Below are 16,493 nucleotides of genomic sequence, written 5' to 3' on the forward strand. Positions count from 1 at the left end.
AAAGACTCCACGCGCAAATCGGGGCATACAACCGTTGGTTCCTGTCGCTCGGACCCGAACCCGGCTTTATGGTCGCGCCATGGTGAAGCCCGCCTCTGGACCTAGTCTGGATCAAGAACGCCTGGAGCTGGCGCTGCAATCGGCGCGCCTCGGCGACTACGAATGGGACATGGTCCGCGACGTGGTCGTCATCAGCGCGCGCATGTCCGAGATCAGCGGCCTGCCCGCGGGCGAGTGGCCGGCCCAGAAGGGCGACTTCCTCTATCGGGGCGTGCACCCCGACGACCGGGAGAAGACCCGGCGGTTCATGGAGACCTCCATGCGCGCCGAGGGCCGCTTCGAGGTCGAGTACCGGCGCATCCGCGAGGACGACGGGCGCACCGTCTGGATGCGCACCTCCGGCCTGCTGGTCACCGACGACCAGGGGCGCGCGATCCGCACCGTCGGCGTCGTCCAGGACGTCGGCGACCGCCGCGCCGAGGAGGATCGCCGCCGCGCCCTGATGGCCGAGCTCGATCACCGGGTGAAGAACGTGCTGGCCGCGGTCCAGGCCCTGGCCATGCAGACCGCCAAGCGCACCACCTCGCTCGACAGCTTCCTCTCCACCTTCTTTGGCCGGCTGAAGGCCATGGCCTCGGCCAACGAACTGCTGACCGCCGCCCGCTGGCGCGGCGCGGCCATCGCCCACCTGGCGGCGGCCGAGCTGGGCGGCATCGCGCCCGGCCAGGCCCGCTGGGAAGGCCCCGAGCTCTTCCTCACCCCGCGCGCCGCCAACGCCCTGTCGCTGGCCCTGCACGAGCTGGCCACCAACGCGGTCAAGTACGGGGCCCTGTCGGTGGAGAGCGGCCGCGTCGACGTCCGCTGGACGCGGATCGCCGACGGCGGCTTCGAACTGTTCTGGAGCGAGACCGGCGGGCCGCCGGTCGCCGTGCCGACCCATCGCGGCTTCGGTTCCACCCTGCTCAGCCAGGTCACCGCCCGCGAGCTCAACGGCGAGGTCGACGCGGAATTCCGCCGGGCCGGCGTCAATGTGCGGCTGCGCGCCAGCGCCGCCGCCGTCGTCTCGCGGCCCGAAACCGTGCCGGAGGCGCCGACCCCGCGGAAGATCGAGGTCGCGCCCGCCGTGCAGGGCCCCGCCGACCTCGCCGGCAAGCGCGTGCTGATCGTCGAGGACGCCGTGCTGCTGGCGCTGGAGCTCGAGACCGGCCTGTCGGAGGCCGGCGCCGTCGTAGTCGGCCCGGCCTACGAGCTGGAGGAAGCGATGAACCTGCTCGGCGGCCAGATCGACGCCGCGGTGCTGGACGCCAATCTCAACGGCCTGTCGGTCACCCCGGTCGCCGAGGCGCTGGCCGTGCGCGGCGTGCCCTTCGTCTTCGCCACCGGCTATGGCGACAGCGGCGCCCCGATGGGCTTCGACGCCCCCATCATCCGCAAGCCCTACGACGTGACCCAGGTCGCCGCCGCCGTCGCCGCGCTGCTGGCCTAAGCCTATCCTCGACACCGGTCATCCCGGCGATCCCTAGCCGTTCAGGAAGGCGATCATCTCGCGCGCCGCGCTGCGGTCCTGGATCATGAACAGGTGGCCGCCCTCGTAGAATTTCAGCTCCGCGCCCGGAATCCGCCCGGCCATCCCCTCCAGCGTCGCGGGCAGGGCGATGCCGTCATAGCGGCCGCCCGCGACCAGGGTCGGGGCCGTGATCTGGCCCAGCCGGTCCCAGGTGTCGTGCCCCGCCCGCGCCTCCAGTTGCCGATGCGCCCCCTGCGCCCGGCCCGGCTCGCCGGCGAACGGGTCGGCAGCGGTCATGGCGATGATCGTCGCATAGGTCTCGGGATTGGCCGCCGCCCAGGCGGCGTCGCGGCGGGTGTCGGAGATCGGGGTCAGATACCGCGCTCGCTCCTCGCCCTTCAGGTGCTCGATCTCGTGGAACGGGAACGAGGCGCCGCCCGCCCCGCCCGGCGAGGTGCAGGCCAGCACCAGCCGCCGCACCCGGCCCGGGTGGCGCAGCGCCAGCTCCTGGGCGACCATGCCGCCGAACGAGACCCCGACCACATGGGCGCTCTCCCAGCCCTGGCTCTCCATCAGCGCCGCCGCGTCGTCGGCATAGTCGGCCATCGAATAGGCCACGTCCGGCTTGTCCGACCGCCCCAGCCCCCGCTGGTCGTAGGAGATCATGTCGAAGGCCTTGGGGAACGGCCCGTCGAACTGGTTGGGCTTGGCGCGCAGGTCGCCGCCGGTGCCGGAGATGAACAGCAGCGGCTCGCCTTCGCCCGCGCGCTCGAAATAGAGGTTGAGGCCGTTGACGGCGGCGATCGGCATGGACGCGCTCCCCTGATTGTTCTTGGCTCCATGGGCCATTCGCCAGGGGCGTTGGTCAACCGTGCTCGACGGGCAGGACGATCTGCTGGCCGTTGACCCGGGCGATCAGCTCGCCGTCCTCGCGCCGGAAGTCGGCCTCCACGGTGACGAGCCGCTTGCTGGCCGCGGTGACGCGCCCCTCGATCAACAGGGGATGGGCGCGCCCCACCTTCACGAACTGCATCTGCAGGTTCACGGTCCGATAGCTCGCGCCGTCCGGCATCACGGTCATCGCCGTGAACGACAGGATCTGGTCGCCCAGCGCCGCGAGATAGCCGCCGAACAGCGAACCGTCGCTGTTGAGGATCGACGGATCGGGCTCCCAGCGCTTGCGAACCCAGCCTGGACCCCATTCCTCGCACAGGCCGAGCTTCAGCGTGTTCACCACCGGCGGCGGGTTGTTCTTCCTGGCGGTGATCAGGTCGAGCTGGTCGGTCCAGAAGGTCATGGAGGATGTCTCTCGTTGCTGTGGCCGACACAATCCGAGCTAGGCTCATATTTGACGACTCGCTTTCCGGAGGCCGCATGCCGCCCACGCCGCAACCCCAACGCCGCTCGCCGAAACAGGCGCGCGCCCAGGCCACCCGCGCGGCGATCTTCCAGGCCACGACTCAGATTCTGGAGAGCGAGGGCGAGGCGCGCCTGACCACCAACCGCATCGCCGAGGTGGCCGGGGTCAGCGTCGGCAGCCTCTACCAGTACTTCCCCAACAAGCAGGCGATCCTGATCGCCATGGCGCTGGAGGAGAACGCCAAGGTCCGCGCGGTGATCGAGGCGGCCTCGGAAGACCGCAGCCGCGTCGCCATCCGCGCCCAGATCGCCATCTGATCTGGGCCGACAGGCCCGCCACCCGCCGCGCGGCGCTGAAGGCGATGCTCAACGCCGACGCCAGCAGGTCGCTGGCCGCCGAGACCAACGACACCCTGACCCTGCTGAAGGGGCGCCAGGCCGACCTCGACCACTTCGTACGCACCCGCGCCGTGCTGGGTGTGATCCGGGCCGCGGTGCTGGAGGGCTATCCCCACCTGCACGACCCCGGCTTCGAGGAGGCCCTCGTGCGGTTGGTGCGCCCGCCGGCCTGACGCGTTTACGCCGCCCGCCGAACCGTGCAGCCTGCGGCTTTCGGCAGGAAGGGGCGCGGCATGAGTTCGACCCACGGTGACCCGATCGCGCGGATCGGGTGGCTGCGCGCGGCGGTGCTGGGCGCCAATGACGGCATCGTCTCGACCGCCAGCCTGATCGTCGGGGTCGCCGCCGCCGCCCAGGGCCGCGGCGACATCCTCATCGCCGGGGCCGCCGCCCTGGTGGCCGGGGCCATGTCGATGGCGGCCGGCGAATACGTCTCGGTCAGCTCGCAGCGCGACACCGAGCGCGCGGCGCTCGAACAGGAGCGCCGGCGGCTGGAAGCCGAGCCCAAGACCCAGCTCGCCGAACTGGCGGCCATCTATCAGAGCCGCGGCGTCGCCCCGGACCTGGCCATGGAGGTCGCGCGCCAGGTCTCCGCCTATGACGCCCTGGGCGCCCACGCGCGGGCCGACCTCGGGCTTTCGGAGGTCACCGCCGCGCGCCCGATCCAGGCGGCCTTCACCTCGGCCGTCACCTTCTCGGCCGGAGCGGCCCTGCCGCTGCTGGTGTCGCAGCTCTCGCCGATGGCCTGGGTGGCGCCGGCCGTGGCGGCCGCCTCGATCCTCTACCTGGCCCTGCTGGGCGCGGTCGGGGCCTGGGCGGGCCGCGCGCCGATGATCCGGCCGGTGATCCGGGTGACCTTCTGGGGCGCGGTGGCCATGGCCGTCACCGCCGGGGTCGGGGCGGCGTTCGGGGTCGCCGCCTAGGTCTGTTCTGCGAGCGAAACGAAAACGGCCCAGATCCCGTCGGGGACCTGGGCCGTCGATCTCCTGGCCTTGCGGCCGTGGCTTAGGCCGCTTGTAGCTGGCCGGCCGAGAACTTGCCGCTGCGCTGGTCGCGCTCCAGCTCGAAGCTCAGCTTCTGGCCCTCGTGCAGGGTGCCCATGCCAGCCCGCTCCACCGCCGAGATGTGCACGAACACGTCCGCGCCGCCATCGTCAGGCTGAATGAAGCCGAAGCCTTTTTGGCCGTTGAACCACTTCACAACACCGGTTTTCATCTAATCGTCCCTTTCCGGACATGAGTTCTCGCGCCCAGAACGGGTCGCTCGATCAAATTTTCGGAGAGGTCCGGAGGCGATTGTGAAGCTGCTCTTCCAACAGATACAGCCGCACGGCAGCGAGCCAAAACGACATTTGACCCTTATAGCGTGCGCAAAAATTCGGCCCGTCGCAAGAATTATTTAGAAAAATCTCCGGAGAGGCCCGGGATGTGCTAAGCTGCGGGATGCAAAAAGGTTTGGAACGGGCCGTCTTGACGGTCGCACTTCGTGACGGCGTCTGGGCCGTCGAGTTGGACGGCGACCTTTTCGGGCACTCCCCGGACAAGGACGTCGCCAAGGCCGCCGCCAACAAGCGGGCCCGCGAGGTCCAGGACAAGGGCCGCCCCTGCCAGGTCCGCGTCAGCGGCGAACTCGGCTTCTTCGCCGCCTGACCGCCAAAGATGCTCCCCCGCTGGGGGAGCTCCCGGCGAAGCCGGGTGAGGGGGACTTACGACTCCAGCGCCTGACGGATCGTAGCGATCGCGGCGTCGACGTCCTGGAGCACCAGCTCGGCCGAAATGCGCAGCGTCCTGATCCCCTGTTCTGCCAGCCATGCGTCGCGCTGCTCGTCGCGCGCGGGTCGCGTCCCCGCGCCATGGCTGTATCCGTCCACCTCCACGCAAAGCTTTGCGCTGTCGCAGTAGAAGTCGAGGACGTAGGGCCCTGCCGGATGCTGCTTGCGAAAGTGCAGGCCATCCAGTCGCCGGCCCTTGAGGGCTTTCCACAGCAGGACTTCCGGAAGCGTCATCGCCTTGCGGAGACTAAGCGCCAGTCTCCGCGTCCGCTCCGGCGCTTCCATGGTCAAAGTCCCCCTCAGTCAGCCATACGGCTGACAGCTCCCCCAGAGGGGGAGCATCTTTAGAATATAGGGTCCAGCGCCAAGATGCCCATCGTCCTCCAGATGCTCCCCTCTGGGGGAGCCCCCGGCGCAGCCGGGTGAGGGGGACTTCGGCCCCTACGAACCTAAACCACGCCCTTCGCCCGCAGCCCCGCCACCGCGGCCGCGTCCAGCCCCACCTCGGCCAGCACCTCGTTCGTGTGCTCCCCCAGCTCCGGTCCCGGCCAGCGCACCGCGCCGGGCGTCTCCGACAGTTTCGGGAAGGCGTTCTGCATCTTCACCTTGCCGAAGGCCGGGTGGGGCAGCTCCACGATCGCCTCGCGGGCCTGGTACTGCTCGTTCTCCAGCATGTCCGGGGCGCGGAAAACCCGGCCGCAGGGAATGCCGCTGGCCTCCAGGTGCGCGATCAGGTCGCTCAGCGTCCAGGTCGCGGTCCAGGCGGCGATGATCTCGTCCAGTTCCTTCTGGTTCACGCCTCGCGCCGCGTGGCTGACGAACTTCGGGTCGCTCGCCAGGTCGGGCCGGCCCATCGCCTCGGCCAGCCGCGCGAACACCGTGTCGCCGTTGCCGCCGATCAGGATCATCTCGCCTTCCGTACACGGATAGACGTTCGACGGCGCGATGCCCGGCAGGATCGAGCCCGAGCGCTCGCGCACATAGCCCGTGAGGTCGTACTCGGTGACCAGGTTCTCCATCACCGCCAGCACGCTTTCGTACAGCGCCGCGTCGATCATCTGGCCGCGGCCGGTGCGCTCGCGCGCGTGCAGCGCCATGGTGATCCCCATCACCGCATGCATGGCGGTCAGGCTGTCGCCGATCGAGATCCCGGCCCGCGCCGGCGGCCGGTCCGGCTCGCCGGTGACATGGCGCAGGCCGCCCATCGCTTCGCCGATCAGGCCATAGCCGGCCCGCTTGGCGTAGGGCCCGGTCTGGCCGAAGCCCGACACCCGCGCCACGATCAGGCGCGGATTGCGCGCCGCCAGCGCTTCGTAGCCCATGCCCCACTTCTCCAGCGTGCCCGGCCGGAAATTCTCGATCAGCACGTCGGCCTGGTCGATCAGCTTGAGCGCGATTTCCCGGCCCTCGGGCGTGCGCAGGTCCAGGCCCACCGAGCGCTTGTTGCGGCCGATCACCGGCCACCAGGGCGACAGCCCCTTGGGCAGGCTGCGGCCCCACTGGCGCATCGGGTCGCCGGTCCTGGGATCCTCGATCTTGATCACGTCGGCGCCGAAGTCGCCCAGGATCTGGCCGCAGAACGGGCCGGCGATCAGGGTCCCCATCTCGACGACCTTCAGGTCCTTCAGCGGCCCGTTGTTGGCGGCGGCGTCGGTCACGTCTGCTCTCTCCCGGAACTGATCACACGTCCGTGAGTTCTGGACGGGTGCTCGGTCCGTTGGACCTGGGCCGATCATCTTAGTCAATCTTGAGGAGGGTTTGATGACCCGTCACCTGCTGATCGCGGGCGTGGCCGTGGCTGCCTTGTCGCTGGCCGCCTGTGGACAAAAGACCGAAACCGAGGGCGCGGCGACGCCGGCCGAACAGGCCGCGACCCCCGACGCCAATCCGGCCGCGACGATCATCACCCCGTCGAACGAGGCCGCGGCCCCCGACTTCGTCGCCAAGGCCGGCGCCAGCGACCTGTTCGAGATCGAGGCCGCCAAGCTCGCCCAGACCCGGGCCAAGAACGCCCAGTTGAAGAAGTTCGCCGCCGACATGGTCGCCGCCCACACCAAGTCGACCGCGGCGCTCAAGAAGGCGATCGCCGATTCCGGCCAGACCACGCTCGCCCCGCCGGTCGCCCTGCCGAACGACCTGCAGGACAAGCTGGGCGACCTCGCCAAGGCCGACAACTTCGATGCGGCCTACATGGACAACCAGGTCGACGCCCACCAGGCCGCGCTCGACGTCCTGCAGCGCTACGCCGAGGACGGCGACGTGGCGGCCATCAAGGCCTTCGCCGCCGCCACCGCCCCGACGGTGCAGCAGCACCTGGAGATGGCCCGCACCGTCCGCGACGCCGTGAAGTAGGTCGCTCGGCGCCCGGCGCCGAGACCGGGGGGACCTGGCTCATCCGAGCCGCCTAGGGTTCCCTCGGTCAGCCGCCGCGCGCATCGGCGGGCTGACATCCCCGCTCCGATCCCCTAAGCGTCCCCGCAACCAGATAGACGGGGACCAGTCATGCAGAGCTTCCAGCCGCCGCGCCGTATCTTGATGGGGCCTGGCCCCTCCGACGTCAGCCCCCGCGTGCTGGCCGCCCTGGCCCGTCCGACCATCGGCCACCTGGACCCGCAGTTCCAGGACCTGATGGAGGAGATCAAGGCTGCGCTGGCCCGGCTGTTCAACGCCCCCGACCACGCCTGCGTGCCGCTGCCCGCGCCCGGCACCGCCGGCATGGAAGCGGCGATCATGAACCTGCTGGAGCCGGGCGACCGCGCCGTCATCGCGATCAACGGCGCCTTCGGCGGCCGCATGGCCGACATGGCCGACCGCGCCGGGGCCGAGGTCGTGAAGCTGGAATTCGAATGGGGCAAGCCGGTCGACCCGGCCGTGGTCGAGGAGGCGCTCAAGGCCGCCCCGGCCAAGGTGCTGGCCTTCGTCCACGCCGAGACCTCCACCGGCGCGCGCAGCGACGCGGCCACCCTCTGCGGCCTGGCCCGCAAGTACGGCGCGCTGTCGATCGTCGACTGCGTGACCTCGCTGGGCGGCGTCACCGTCGACGTCGCCGCCTGGGACGCCGACGCCGTCTATTCGGGCACCCAGAAGTGCCTCTCGGCCCCTCCGGGCCTGTCGCCCATCGCGCTGTCCAAGCGTGCGCAGGAAGCCATCACCAGCCGCAAGACCAAGGTCCGCAACTGGCTCTGCGACTTCAACCTGCTGATGAGCTACTGGGGCGGCGACGGCGGGCGCACCTATCACCACACCGCGCCGATCAACGCCCTCTACGGCCTGCACGAAAGCCTGGTCGCCCTGTTCGAGGAAGGCCAGCAGGCGGTGCTCGTGCGCCACGCCCGCACCCACGAGGCGCTCGCGGCCGGCATCGAGGCCCTGGGCCTGAAGTTCCTGGTGGCCGAGAAGGACCGCCTGCCGCAGCTCAACGCGGTGATCGTGCCCGAGGGCGTCGACGAGGCCGCCGTCCGCACCTATGTGCTCGACAAGTGGGACCTGGAGCTCGGCGCCGGCCTTGGCCCGCTGAAGGGCAAGGTCTGGCGCATCGGCCTGATGGGCGCCTCGGCCACCCCATGGCACGTCCGCCTGTGCCTCAACGCCCTCTCCGAAGCGCTCCAGGCGCAAGGCTTCAACGCCGACAGCCAAGCCGCCGTCGCCGCCGCGGAAGCCAAGCTGGCCGCCTGACCTCCATCCGCCCCCACCCCCACGTGTCATCCCGGTTTGCGAAGCAAGACCGGGACCCATTCGCGCCGGGCGGGCGGAATGGGGCGGGGACCTGCCTGCGCCATCAGGTGTTCATGGGTCCCGGTCTTCGGCCTGCGGCCGAAACCGGGATGACACCCAAAGCGCCTCCCCGGCTTCGCAGGGCGATCCTGCGTGACGCGATCGTTTTGGCCCCTTCCTCCGATCGTCATCCCCGGCCGCGTAGGCGTGCCGGGGATCCATGAGCGCCGGGGGTTTTCGGCGAGGCTCGGCGTCCATGGATGGCCGGAACCTGACGGCCCGGCCATGACGAACCCTGGAGAAGATCGTCCCCTAGATCCGCGCCTGCATCCGGTAGAGCCGTTCATAGGCCCCGCCGGCGGCGATCAGCTCCGCGTGGCTGCCCTGCTCGGCCACGCCCTGGTCGGTCAGCACCAGGATGCGGTCGGCGTTGCGGACCGTCGACAGCCGGTGGGCGATGACCAGGGTCGTGCGGTTGCGGGCCAGTTCGCCCAGCGCCTGCTGCACGGCCCTCTCGCTCTCGTTGTCGAGCGCGCTGGTCGCCTCGTCGAAGATCAGGATCGGAGCGTCCTTCAGGAAGGCGCGGGCGATGGTCAGCCGCTGCTTCTGCCCGCCCGACAGCTTCACCCCGCGCTGGCCGATGTCGGTGTCGTAGCCGTTCGGCAGCGCGCTGATGAAGTCGTGCGCATTGGCCCGCCGGGCGGCCTCGACCACTTCCTCGTCGGTCGCGTCCGGCCGCCCGTAGCGCAGGTTCTCGGCCACGCTGCCGGCGAACAGGTAGATGTCCTGCTGCACGACCGCGACGTTGCGGCGGAGCGAGCTCAGCGTCAGGTCGCGCACGTCGATCCCGTCCACCAGGATCGCCCCGGCGCTCGGCTCGTAGAACCGCGGGATCAGCGAGCACAGCGTCGTCTTGCCGACCCCCGACGTCCCGACCAGCGCCACGAACTCGCCGGGCCGCACCTCCAGCGAGACGCCCCGCAGCACGTGCGGGCCGTCCTCCTCGTAGCGGAAGCTGACCTCCCGGAAGGCGAGGGCCCCGCGGGGCCGGGCAAGGGCGATCGCGCCGGGACGGTCGGGAACCTCCGGCGCGGTCTCCAGGATCTCCATCATCCGGGCGAACCCCGTATAGCCCTGCTGCCAGAGCCGCACGAAGTTGGCCAGCCGCTGCACCGGGTCGATCAGCACCGCCACGCACAGCAGGAAGGTCAGCATGTCGGCCACGCTGAGCTGCGCCTGCTGCACGCGGATCGCCCCGGCCACGATGACCACCACGGTGATCAACTGGGCGAAGGTGGTGGTCCCGACCGAGAAATAGGCCTCGCTCTTGTAGCCGGCCCGCCGGGTGTCGAGGAACTTGGCGTTCTCGGCCTCGAGGCGCCGGTTCTCGACCTCCTCGCCGACGAACGACTTCACCACCCGGATGCCGGCCAGCGAGTCCTCGACCCGTTCGTTGATCGCCCCGACCTGCCGCTTGGACTGGGTCAGGGCGATGTTCATGCGGCCGCTGAAGTGCAGGGCGTAGATCACGGCGAACGGGATCACCGCCACGATCATCAGGGTCAGCGGCGCGTCGAGATAGGCCAGGATCGCGATCGCCCCGACGAACTTCAGCACCGCGATCGCCAGGTCCTCGGGGCCGTGGTGGTAGAGCTCGCCCAGGGCGAACAGGTCGTTGGTGATCCGGCTCATCAACTGCCCGACCCGCGTCTGGTCGTAGAACCGGAAGGGCAGGGTCTGGCAGTGCTCGAACAGCTCCTTGCGAAGCGCGCTTTCCATCTTCGCGCCCATCACATGGCCCTGGTAGTCGACGAACAGCGTCGCCAGCACCTGCACCGCCAGCAGGCCCAGCATGATCCCGCCGATGACGTAGATCTGGTTCAGCACGGCCGGGGCGTCGCCCGCCGCGCCGAGCTGGCGGGTCACGTAGTTGGCGCACAGCGGCAGGAACAGCGCCGTCGCCGAGACGAGCACTGCGCAGGCCAGGTCCGCCAGGAGCAGCGGAATGTGCGGCCGATAGTAGGAGATGAACTTCAGCGCCCGGGCGCGGGCCTGGGCGGAGAGACCGGCGCGGGGCCGGAAGGTGAGGGGCTTATGCGGCGCGTCTGCTTGCGCCAGCACCCCCGGGGTTCGTGATTGCATGAACCTTCATGTCCTGTTGCGAGGATTTTCCTTTCTGGCTGGACACGAACGTTCTCATTTCACTCTCCCTGCGCCGGACTTGGGCGACGGCGCGGACTATGCCGCCGCCGCGGCGCGTGGGCAACCGGCGTTATCTTGCGGCCATCCGCCTTTTTCGATTCCCAAGCCCGCGCCCGGGCGTAACGTGCCGGCCAAGTCCGCCGGCATGAGCGGTCGTCCGGGGAGGCCGCCTTGAGCACAGTGGAAGCCAGCGGATCGGGGGCGGTCGCCGACCTGCCGATCGACGCCGAGGTCATGGGCGACGGCCGCCTGAACCGCGGCGGGGTCGCCTGGTCCCTCTTCGAGGGCGCCCGCAATCCCTACGTCATCCTGATCACCATCTACATCTTCATGCCCTATGTCGCCGGCGTGATGGTCGGCGACCCCGTGCGCGGCCAGGAGGTGATCTCCCAGTGGAGCCAGTACGCCGGCTGGGCGGTGATGCTCACCGCGCCGCTGCTGGGCGCCTCCATCGACCAGCTCGGGCCGCGCAAGGGCTGGCTGGCCCTGATCGTCGGCCTGATGGTCCCGATGATGGTCGCCCTGTGGTGGGCCAAGCCCGATCAGAGCGGCCTGACCATCACCATGGTCATGCTGCTGACCACCGCCATCGGCCTGCTGTTCGCGTTCAGCGAGGTGCTGCACAACTCGCTGCTGGTCCGCGCCGCGGGCCTCAATGCGGCGCACAAGGCCTCGGGCCTGGCGCTGGCGCTCGGCAACTTCACCTCGGTGCTGGCCCTGGCCTTCACCGCCTGGGCCTTCGCCCTGCCGGGCAAGGTCGACTGGGCCTGGGTTCCCAAGGCGCCGTTGTTCGGTCTCGACCCGGCCAGCCACGAGCCCGAACGGGTGGTGGCGCTGATGGCGGCGGGCATCTTCGCGCTCGGCGCCCTGCCGCTGTTCCTGTTCACCCCCGACGCGCCCAAGACCGGCGTCCCGATGCTCAGCGCCTTCCGCAACGGCGCGGTCCAGCTTGTGCGGATGGTGGCCACGGTCCGCCGCTACAAGGACGCGGCGATCTACCTGGTCAGCCGGATGTTCTATGTCGACGGCATGAACGCCATCCTCATCTATGCCGGGCTCTACGCCATCGGGGTGATGAAGTGGGGGGCGCTGGAGATGCTGATCTACGGCATCGTGCTCTCGATCCTGGCGGTGTTCGGCGGCTTCGTCGGCCGCTGGCTGGACGCGGGCCTTGGCCCCAAGGGCGCGGTGCGGGTCGAGATCTTCATGTCGCTGCTCGGCATCATCGCCATGCTGGGCATGGCCCCCGACAGGATCCTCTACGCCTGGGCCTTCGACGCCGCCGCCCATCCGCCGATGTGGGACGGGCCGGTGTTCCGCACCCTGCCGGAGTGGATCTTCATCCTGATCGGCTTTTCCAACGCCGTCTTCATCACCGCCCAGTACGCCTCCAGCCGCACCATGCTGACGCGGATCACCCCGCCGGACCAGACCGGGGCCTTCTTCGGGGTCTATGCGCTGTCGGGCGTGGCCACCGGCTGGCTCGGCCCGATGATGGTCAACTGGGGCACCAAGGCGACCCACAGCCAGCAGGGCGGCTTCGCCATGGTGACCATCCTGCTGGCCCTCGGTTTCGTCGGCCTGCTGTTCGTGCGCGGCGGCGGCCGCCGCATCTGACTTTCCCTCGGGCCTGAGCGGCGCTAAGGCCCGCGCCATGCACCATGTCGTCCAGCTTCCCGCCCCGTGGCGCGAACCGGCCGAGGTCCTCTCGGCCTTTGCGGGCGAGCCCTGGGCGCTGGGCCTGGTCTCGGGCGATGCGGGCTGGTCCTATGTGGCCCGCGATCCGGGCGCGACCCTGACCCTGCGGGCCGGCGACCGGCGCGATCCGTTCGAGGCCCTGCGCGACCTGCTCGGCCCCCCGGTTCCACCCGCCGAGGGCCCGCCCTTCCAGGGCGGCGTCGTCGGCCTGGCCGCCTACGAGCTCGCCGACCGGGTCGAGGCCCTGGGCCTGCCGCGCCAGGACGCCTGGCCCGACCTCGCCGCCGCCCGCTACGAGGCGGTCCTGGCCTTCGACCATCGCGCCCGCACGGTTCTGGCCATCGGGCGCGGTCCCGACCGGCCGCAGGCGCAGGCCCGCGCCCGCGCCGCGCTCGCCTGGCTGGACGCCGCGCCCCGGCCGCCCCGTGGCGGCGTCCTGGCCGGGCCGCTGCAGGCGTCCGACCCCGCCGCCTACGAGGCCGCGGTCGGCGAGGTGGTCGGCCGCATCCGGGCCGGCGAGATCTTCCAGGCCAACATCGCCCGCGCCTGGACCGGGGCGCTGGCGCCGGGCGCCGCGCCCTTCGACCTCTTCGCGCGGCTGCTCGCCCAGAGCGCCGCGCCCTTCGCCGCCTATCTGCGCCTGCCGGGCCTGGCCCTGGTCTCCAACTCGCCCGAGCGCTTCCTCAAGGTCCGCGAGGGCCAGGCCCAGACCCAGCCGATCAAGGGCACCCGCCCGCGCGGCGCCGACCCCGCCGCCGACGCCGCCCTGGCCGCCGAGCTGCTGGCCAGCGAGAAGGACCGGGCCGAGAACCTGATGATCGTCGACCTGATGCGCAACGACCTGGCGCGCGTCTGCGCGCCGGGCAGCGTCAGGGTCCCCAGCCTCTGGGCGCTGGAGAGCTTCGCCAACGTCCACCACCTGGTCTCGACCGTCACCGGCCAGCTCACGGCCGGCGCCACCGCCCTCGACCTGTTGCGCGCGGCCTTCCCGCCGGGCTCGATCACCGGCGCGCCCAAGGTCCAGGCCATGAAGGTCATCGCCGCGCACGAGACCCCGCGCGGCCCCTATTGCGGCTCGCTGTTCTGGGCCGGTTTCGACGGCGGCCTCGATTCCAGCGTGCTCATCCGCACCGCCGCCTGCGTCGAGGGGCGCGGCGGCTGGTCGGTGGAGGCGCGGGCCGGGGCCGGCGTCGTCGAGGGCAGCGATCCGCGCGCCGAACGCCTGGAGACGCAGGCCAAGATCGCCGCCCTGGTTCGCGCCCTGACGCAGGAGCCCTGCCCATGATCCCCTTCGACGACCGCGGCCTGCTGCTCGGCGACGGCCTGTTCGAGACCCTGCTGGCGGTGGACGGCGCCCTGGTCGCGCCGCAGCCGCACCTGGACCGCATGGGCGGCGGCTGCGCGGCGCTCGGCCTGCCGCCGCTCGACAGCGCCGAGGCCGGGCGGCTGATGGCGGAGGCCCTGGCCGGGCTGGACGCTCCTCGCGCGGCCGTGCGCCTGACCCTCACCGCCGGCTCCGGCGGCCGCGGCCTCGACCGTCCCGACGCGCCCCAGGTTCGCCTGTTCGCGACCGCCGCCCCGGCCCCGCGGCCGGCGGAGCCGGCCGACCTGATCACCAGCACCGTGCGCCGCAACGACCTCTCGCCCGCCTCGCGGCTGAAGACCCTCTCCTATCTCGACAACGTCCTGGCCCGGGCCGAGGCGCGCGGGGCGGGGATGGACGAGGCGCTGATGCTCAACACCCGCGGCGACGTCGCCTGCGCGGCGGCGGCCAACCTCTTCTGGCTGTGGGGCGGGCGGCTCTACACCCCCAGCCTGGCCTGCGGGGCGCTGGCCGGGACCATGCGCGCCCGGGTGATCGCCGCGGCGGCCGACCTGGGCGTCGAGACGGCGCAGGTGCGCGCCGGCCCCGCCGAGCTGGCGCGCGCCGACGCGGTCTTCCTGACCAACAGCCTGATCGGCGTGCGGCCGGTGCGCAGGCTGGACGGCTTCGAGCTCGGAGAGGCGGCCCTGGTGGCGCGCCTGGCCGCCGCGGTCAGTTGAGCGCGATCGGCACCCCGGCCCGCGGGCTCAGGTCCATCTTGTGCCGGAAGGTGAACGCGCCGGGCAGCATCTTCTGGAACGGCGTGCGGTAGGTATAGAGCACCTCGGCGCGCAGCACCGCGGTGTTGGGCGTGCGCATGGCGGTCGCGACGGTGCCGACATTGGTGACCGGGATCGAGCCCCTGGGCACGGTCCACTTGGAGACCGGCGTGCCGCTGGCGTTGATCTCGATGCTGGTCACCCGCATCGCCAGTCCGTCGGTCGGGAACGGCTTCATGATCGCGGTGCTGGCGTTGAAGATGTTGTTGACCTCGGCCGTCGTGACCTGCGCCTGCTGGGTGACCAGGTCGCCGACCGCGGTGGTCAGCGCCCCGGCCCGGCGGTTGGCCAGCAGCGCCTGGGTCGCCTCGACCATGCCGAAATAGAGCGCCAGCACGATCGGCACGATGAACGCGAACTCGACCGCGGCCGAGCCGCGGCGGTCGCCGATCAGGTTTCGCCTCAGCATGCGGTGTTGTTCCCCAGGGGTTGCAGCGCCGGATTGAACGGCTCGTTGCGGAACAGCCGGGTCGAGGTGATCATCCGGCCGCCGGCATAGTTCTGGAACAGCGGCCGGATCAGCGGCGTGACGATCGGCCATTTGAAATAGGCGGTGACGACCACGATGTCCCCGGGGTTGCCCGGGCACCAGTCCGTGTTCTGCGGATCGAACGTGGTCGGGTCGCGCCGCGCCTGGGCCCCGGCCGCCGCATAGTCGGCGTAGGTGCGGGTTTCCACGAACAGCGGGTTGGGATCGGCCTCGCCCGGCTCGGGCGCGGCGAGGGAGCACATCGGCTGCAGCCAGCTCATGTTCACGCAGACCAGTTGGCGAAAGCCGGCCTGGGTGCGCGGCGCGCCGCTGGCGCCCTCCTGGAACACCCCGGTGCGGATGTTGCGGGCGGCGAAGTCGGTGGCGGTGTCGAGGGTCGCCGAAACCAGCAGGATCATGGCCAGTTCCAGCACGCCGAACATCAGCGTCATCAGGGGGATGCTGATCAGGGCGAACTCCACCGCCGTCGCGCCGCGGCGCGAGCGCACGAAACGCCGGATCAGGGCGCGGAGTCGGGTTGCAGAGCGCGTCATGGCGTCCCCAGGGAGCTTGGCCACGGGGAGACTAGCGAAGTCTGGCTAACTGGAGGTTTAAGGCTTGGCTGAATCGCCGGCCGGGCCGGCGTCGCCGCCGGAGCGTTCGCAGCCGCCGGCGCAGGCGTATTCCTCGACGCGCGGCCCGCGGATCACCGAGACCCGCCCGGCGTTCGGCGCGGCGACCACCACCTGGCGCTCCATGACCGTGCGGCCGAGCTGGTCGATGACGACCAGGTTGGTCACCCCATAGCCGCGGCCGCTGACCACCGCCTTGCCGGCGTCCAGCACCGCGACGTCGGCGATGGCCGGATTGCCGATCAGCACGTCGCGCACGCCGCGCGGCAGCGCCAGCGGAGTGCTCTGGTCGATCGGGACCACCAGGGCCGGCGCGGCCTGGGCGCCGCCGGCGAGGGCGGTCAGGACGGCGGCCAGGGTTAGGATCGGGCGGCGCATGGGCGGTTCCCAGGTGAAGCGTCGAGCCGAAACTCCGCTGGAATGGTCAATAAAGCCTGAACATTCCGCGCCTCGCGTGCGCGAGAATCATTATGTCGAAACGCGAAAATCGCCCGTTTTGGCCTGCTTGGTTAATCGATATTTACAGTAAACACAAGTAAACCATAGATTAGAATTCGTTTATACATGGCTGTTTACTGGTAATTAAGCGAGACTTGCGAA

General features: G+C 70.6%; 19 protein-coding genes. 10 read left to right on the forward strand and 9 right to left on the reverse strand.

The features are described 5' to 3' along the window. Positions 1-79: 79 nt before the first annotated feature. A complete protein-coding gene (locus tag RTL41_RS12230; protein WP_312164757.1) occupies positions 80-1,486 on the forward strand; it encodes an HWE histidine kinase domain-containing protein in 1,407 nt (468 codons plus the stop codon). 33 nt (positions 1,487-1,519) lie between these two features. Here RTL41_RS12230 and RTL41_RS12235 read toward each other — a convergent pair whose 3' ends face one another. Both RTL41_RS12235 and RTL41_RS12240 read right to left on the reverse strand, forming a co-directional pair. Beyond that, entirely contained in the window at positions 1,520-2,317 is a 798-nt protein-coding gene (locus tag RTL41_RS12235) for an alpha/beta fold hydrolase (RefSeq protein WP_312164759.1), read from the reverse strand. 55 nt (positions 2,318-2,372) lie between these two features. Further along, positions 2,373-2,804 carry a PaaI family thioesterase gene (locus RTL41_RS12240; protein WP_312164762.1) on the reverse strand — a complete coding sequence of 144 codons (432 nt, stop codon included), beginning with the start codon at positions 2,802-2,804 and terminating at the stop codon, positions 2,373-2,375. Positions 2,805-2,881: 77 nt separating this feature from the next. On the opposite strand from RTL41_RS12240, the gene RTL41_RS12245 reads away from it, so the two are divergent. From RTL41_RS12245 to RTL41_RS12255, 3 genes are read left to right on the forward strand one after another with little or no spacing between them, the layout of a single operon-like run. Next, on the forward strand, positions 2,882-3,184 hold the full coding sequence (locus RTL41_RS12245) for a TetR/AcrR family transcriptional regulator (RefSeq protein WP_312164764.1): 303 nt from the start codon (positions 2,882-2,884) through the stop codon (positions 3,182-3,184). A gap of 44 nt (positions 3,185-3,228) precedes the next feature. Next, on the forward strand, positions 3,229-3,438 hold the full coding sequence (locus RTL41_RS12250) for a hypothetical protein (RefSeq protein WP_312164765.1): 210 nt from the start codon (positions 3,229-3,231) through the stop codon (positions 3,436-3,438). Positions 3,439-3,498: 60 nt separating this feature from the next. Beyond that, positions 3,499-4,188, forward strand: coding sequence for a VIT family protein (locus tag RTL41_RS12255; RefSeq protein WP_312164767.1), 690 nt, complete (start codon positions 3,499-3,501; stop codon positions 4,186-4,188). Positions 4,189-4,270: 82 nt separating this feature from the next. On the opposite strand, the gene RTL41_RS12260 is transcribed toward RTL41_RS12255, so the two are convergent. After that, on the reverse strand, positions 4,271-4,480 hold the full coding sequence (locus RTL41_RS12260; protein WP_312164768.1) for a cold-shock protein: 210 nt from the start codon (positions 4,478-4,480) through the stop codon (positions 4,271-4,273). 254 nt (positions 4,481-4,734) lie between these two features. On the opposite strand from RTL41_RS12260, the gene RTL41_RS12265 reads away from it, so the two are divergent. After that, positions 4,735-4,914 carry a hypothetical protein gene (locus tag RTL41_RS12265; protein WP_312164772.1) on the forward strand — a complete coding sequence of 60 codons (180 nt, stop codon included), beginning with the start codon at positions 4,735-4,737 and terminating at the stop codon, positions 4,912-4,914. 56 nt (positions 4,915-4,970) lie between these two features. On the opposite strand, the gene RTL41_RS12270 is transcribed toward RTL41_RS12265, so the two are convergent. After that, complete coding sequence (locus RTL41_RS12270; RefSeq protein WP_312165120.1) at positions 4,971-5,321, reverse strand: endonuclease domain-containing protein; 351 nt, start codon at positions 5,319-5,321, stop codon at positions 4,971-4,973. 164 nt (positions 5,322-5,485) lie between these two features. Continuing rightward, positions 5,486-6,694: a CaiB/BaiF CoA-transferase family protein gene (locus RTL41_RS12275; protein WP_312164775.1), complete on the reverse strand. Its 1,209-nt coding sequence runs from the start codon at positions 6,692-6,694 to the stop codon at positions 5,486-5,488. A gap of 103 nt (positions 6,695-6,797) precedes the next feature. On the opposite strand from RTL41_RS12275, the gene RTL41_RS12280 reads away from it, so the two are divergent. Both RTL41_RS12280 and RTL41_RS12285 read left to right on the forward strand, forming a co-directional pair. Further along, positions 6,798-7,388: a DUF4142 domain-containing protein gene (locus RTL41_RS12280; RefSeq protein ID WP_312164778.1), complete on the forward strand. Its 591-nt coding sequence runs from the start codon at positions 6,798-6,800 to the stop codon at positions 7,386-7,388. Between the two features lie 150 nt (positions 7,389-7,538). Beyond that, positions 7,539-8,711, forward strand: coding sequence for an alanine--glyoxylate aminotransferase family protein (locus RTL41_RS12285; RefSeq protein ID WP_312164781.1), 1,173 nt, complete (start codon positions 7,539-7,541; stop codon positions 8,709-8,711). A gap of 351 nt (positions 8,712-9,062) precedes the next feature. On the opposite strand, the gene RTL41_RS12290 is transcribed toward RTL41_RS12285, so the two are convergent. Beyond that, positions 9,063-10,892: an ABC transporter ATP-binding protein gene (locus RTL41_RS12290; protein WP_312164784.1), complete on the reverse strand. Its 1,830-nt coding sequence runs from the start codon at positions 10,890-10,892 to the stop codon at positions 9,063-9,065. A gap of 240 nt (positions 10,893-11,132) precedes the next feature. Between RTL41_RS12290 and RTL41_RS12295 the strand changes: the two genes are divergently transcribed. From RTL41_RS12295 to RTL41_RS12305, 3 genes are read left to right on the forward strand one after another with little or no spacing between them, the layout of a single operon-like run. After that, on the forward strand, positions 11,133-12,569 hold the full coding sequence (locus tag RTL41_RS12295; RefSeq protein WP_312165122.1) for an MFS transporter: 1,437 nt from the start codon (positions 11,133-11,135) through the stop codon (positions 12,567-12,569). A gap of 37 nt (positions 12,570-12,606) precedes the next feature. Next, positions 12,607-13,935, forward strand: coding sequence for an anthranilate synthase component I family protein (locus RTL41_RS12300; RefSeq protein ID WP_312164787.1), 1,329 nt, complete (start codon positions 12,607-12,609; stop codon positions 13,933-13,935). Then, positions 13,932-14,693 carry an aminotransferase class IV gene (locus RTL41_RS12305; protein WP_312164790.1) on the forward strand — a complete coding sequence of 254 codons (762 nt, stop codon included), beginning with the start codon at positions 13,932-13,934 and terminating at the stop codon, positions 14,691-14,693. Before RTL41_RS12300 ends, RTL41_RS12305 begins: the two co-directional genes overlap by 4 nt. Here the strand turns inward: RTL41_RS12305 and RTL41_RS12310 are convergent. Genes RTL41_RS12310 through RTL41_RS12320 form a run of 3 tightly spaced genes read right to left on the reverse strand, consistent with a single transcriptional unit; the run spans position 14,686 to position 16,271 of the window. Continuing rightward, positions 14,686-15,201, reverse strand: a complete 516-nt coding sequence (locus RTL41_RS12310; RefSeq protein ID WP_312164793.1) for a TadE/TadG family type IV pilus assembly protein — start codon at positions 15,199-15,201, stop codon at positions 14,686-14,688. The two genes, RTL41_RS12305 and RTL41_RS12310, sit on opposite strands and share 8 nt — an antisense overlap. Continuing rightward, positions 15,195-15,815: a TadE/TadG family type IV pilus assembly protein gene (locus RTL41_RS12315; protein WP_312164795.1), complete on the reverse strand. Its 621-nt coding sequence runs from the start codon at positions 15,813-15,815 to the stop codon at positions 15,195-15,197. The genes RTL41_RS12310 and RTL41_RS12315 overlap by 7 nt, the downstream gene beginning before the upstream one ends. A gap of 57 nt (positions 15,816-15,872) precedes the next feature. Further along, positions 15,873-16,271 (reverse strand): pilus assembly protein N-terminal domain-containing protein, encoded by a 399-nt coding sequence (locus RTL41_RS12320; RefSeq protein WP_312164798.1) that lies wholly within the window; start codon positions 16,269-16,271, stop codon positions 15,873-15,875. Between the last annotated feature and the right edge of the window lie 222 nt (positions 16,272-16,493).

This window comes from Phenylobacterium sp., from assembly GCF_031984885.1.
In the GTDB taxonomy this organism is placed as follows: Bacteria; Pseudomonadota; Alphaproteobacteria; order Caulobacterales; family Caulobacteraceae; genus Phenylobacterium.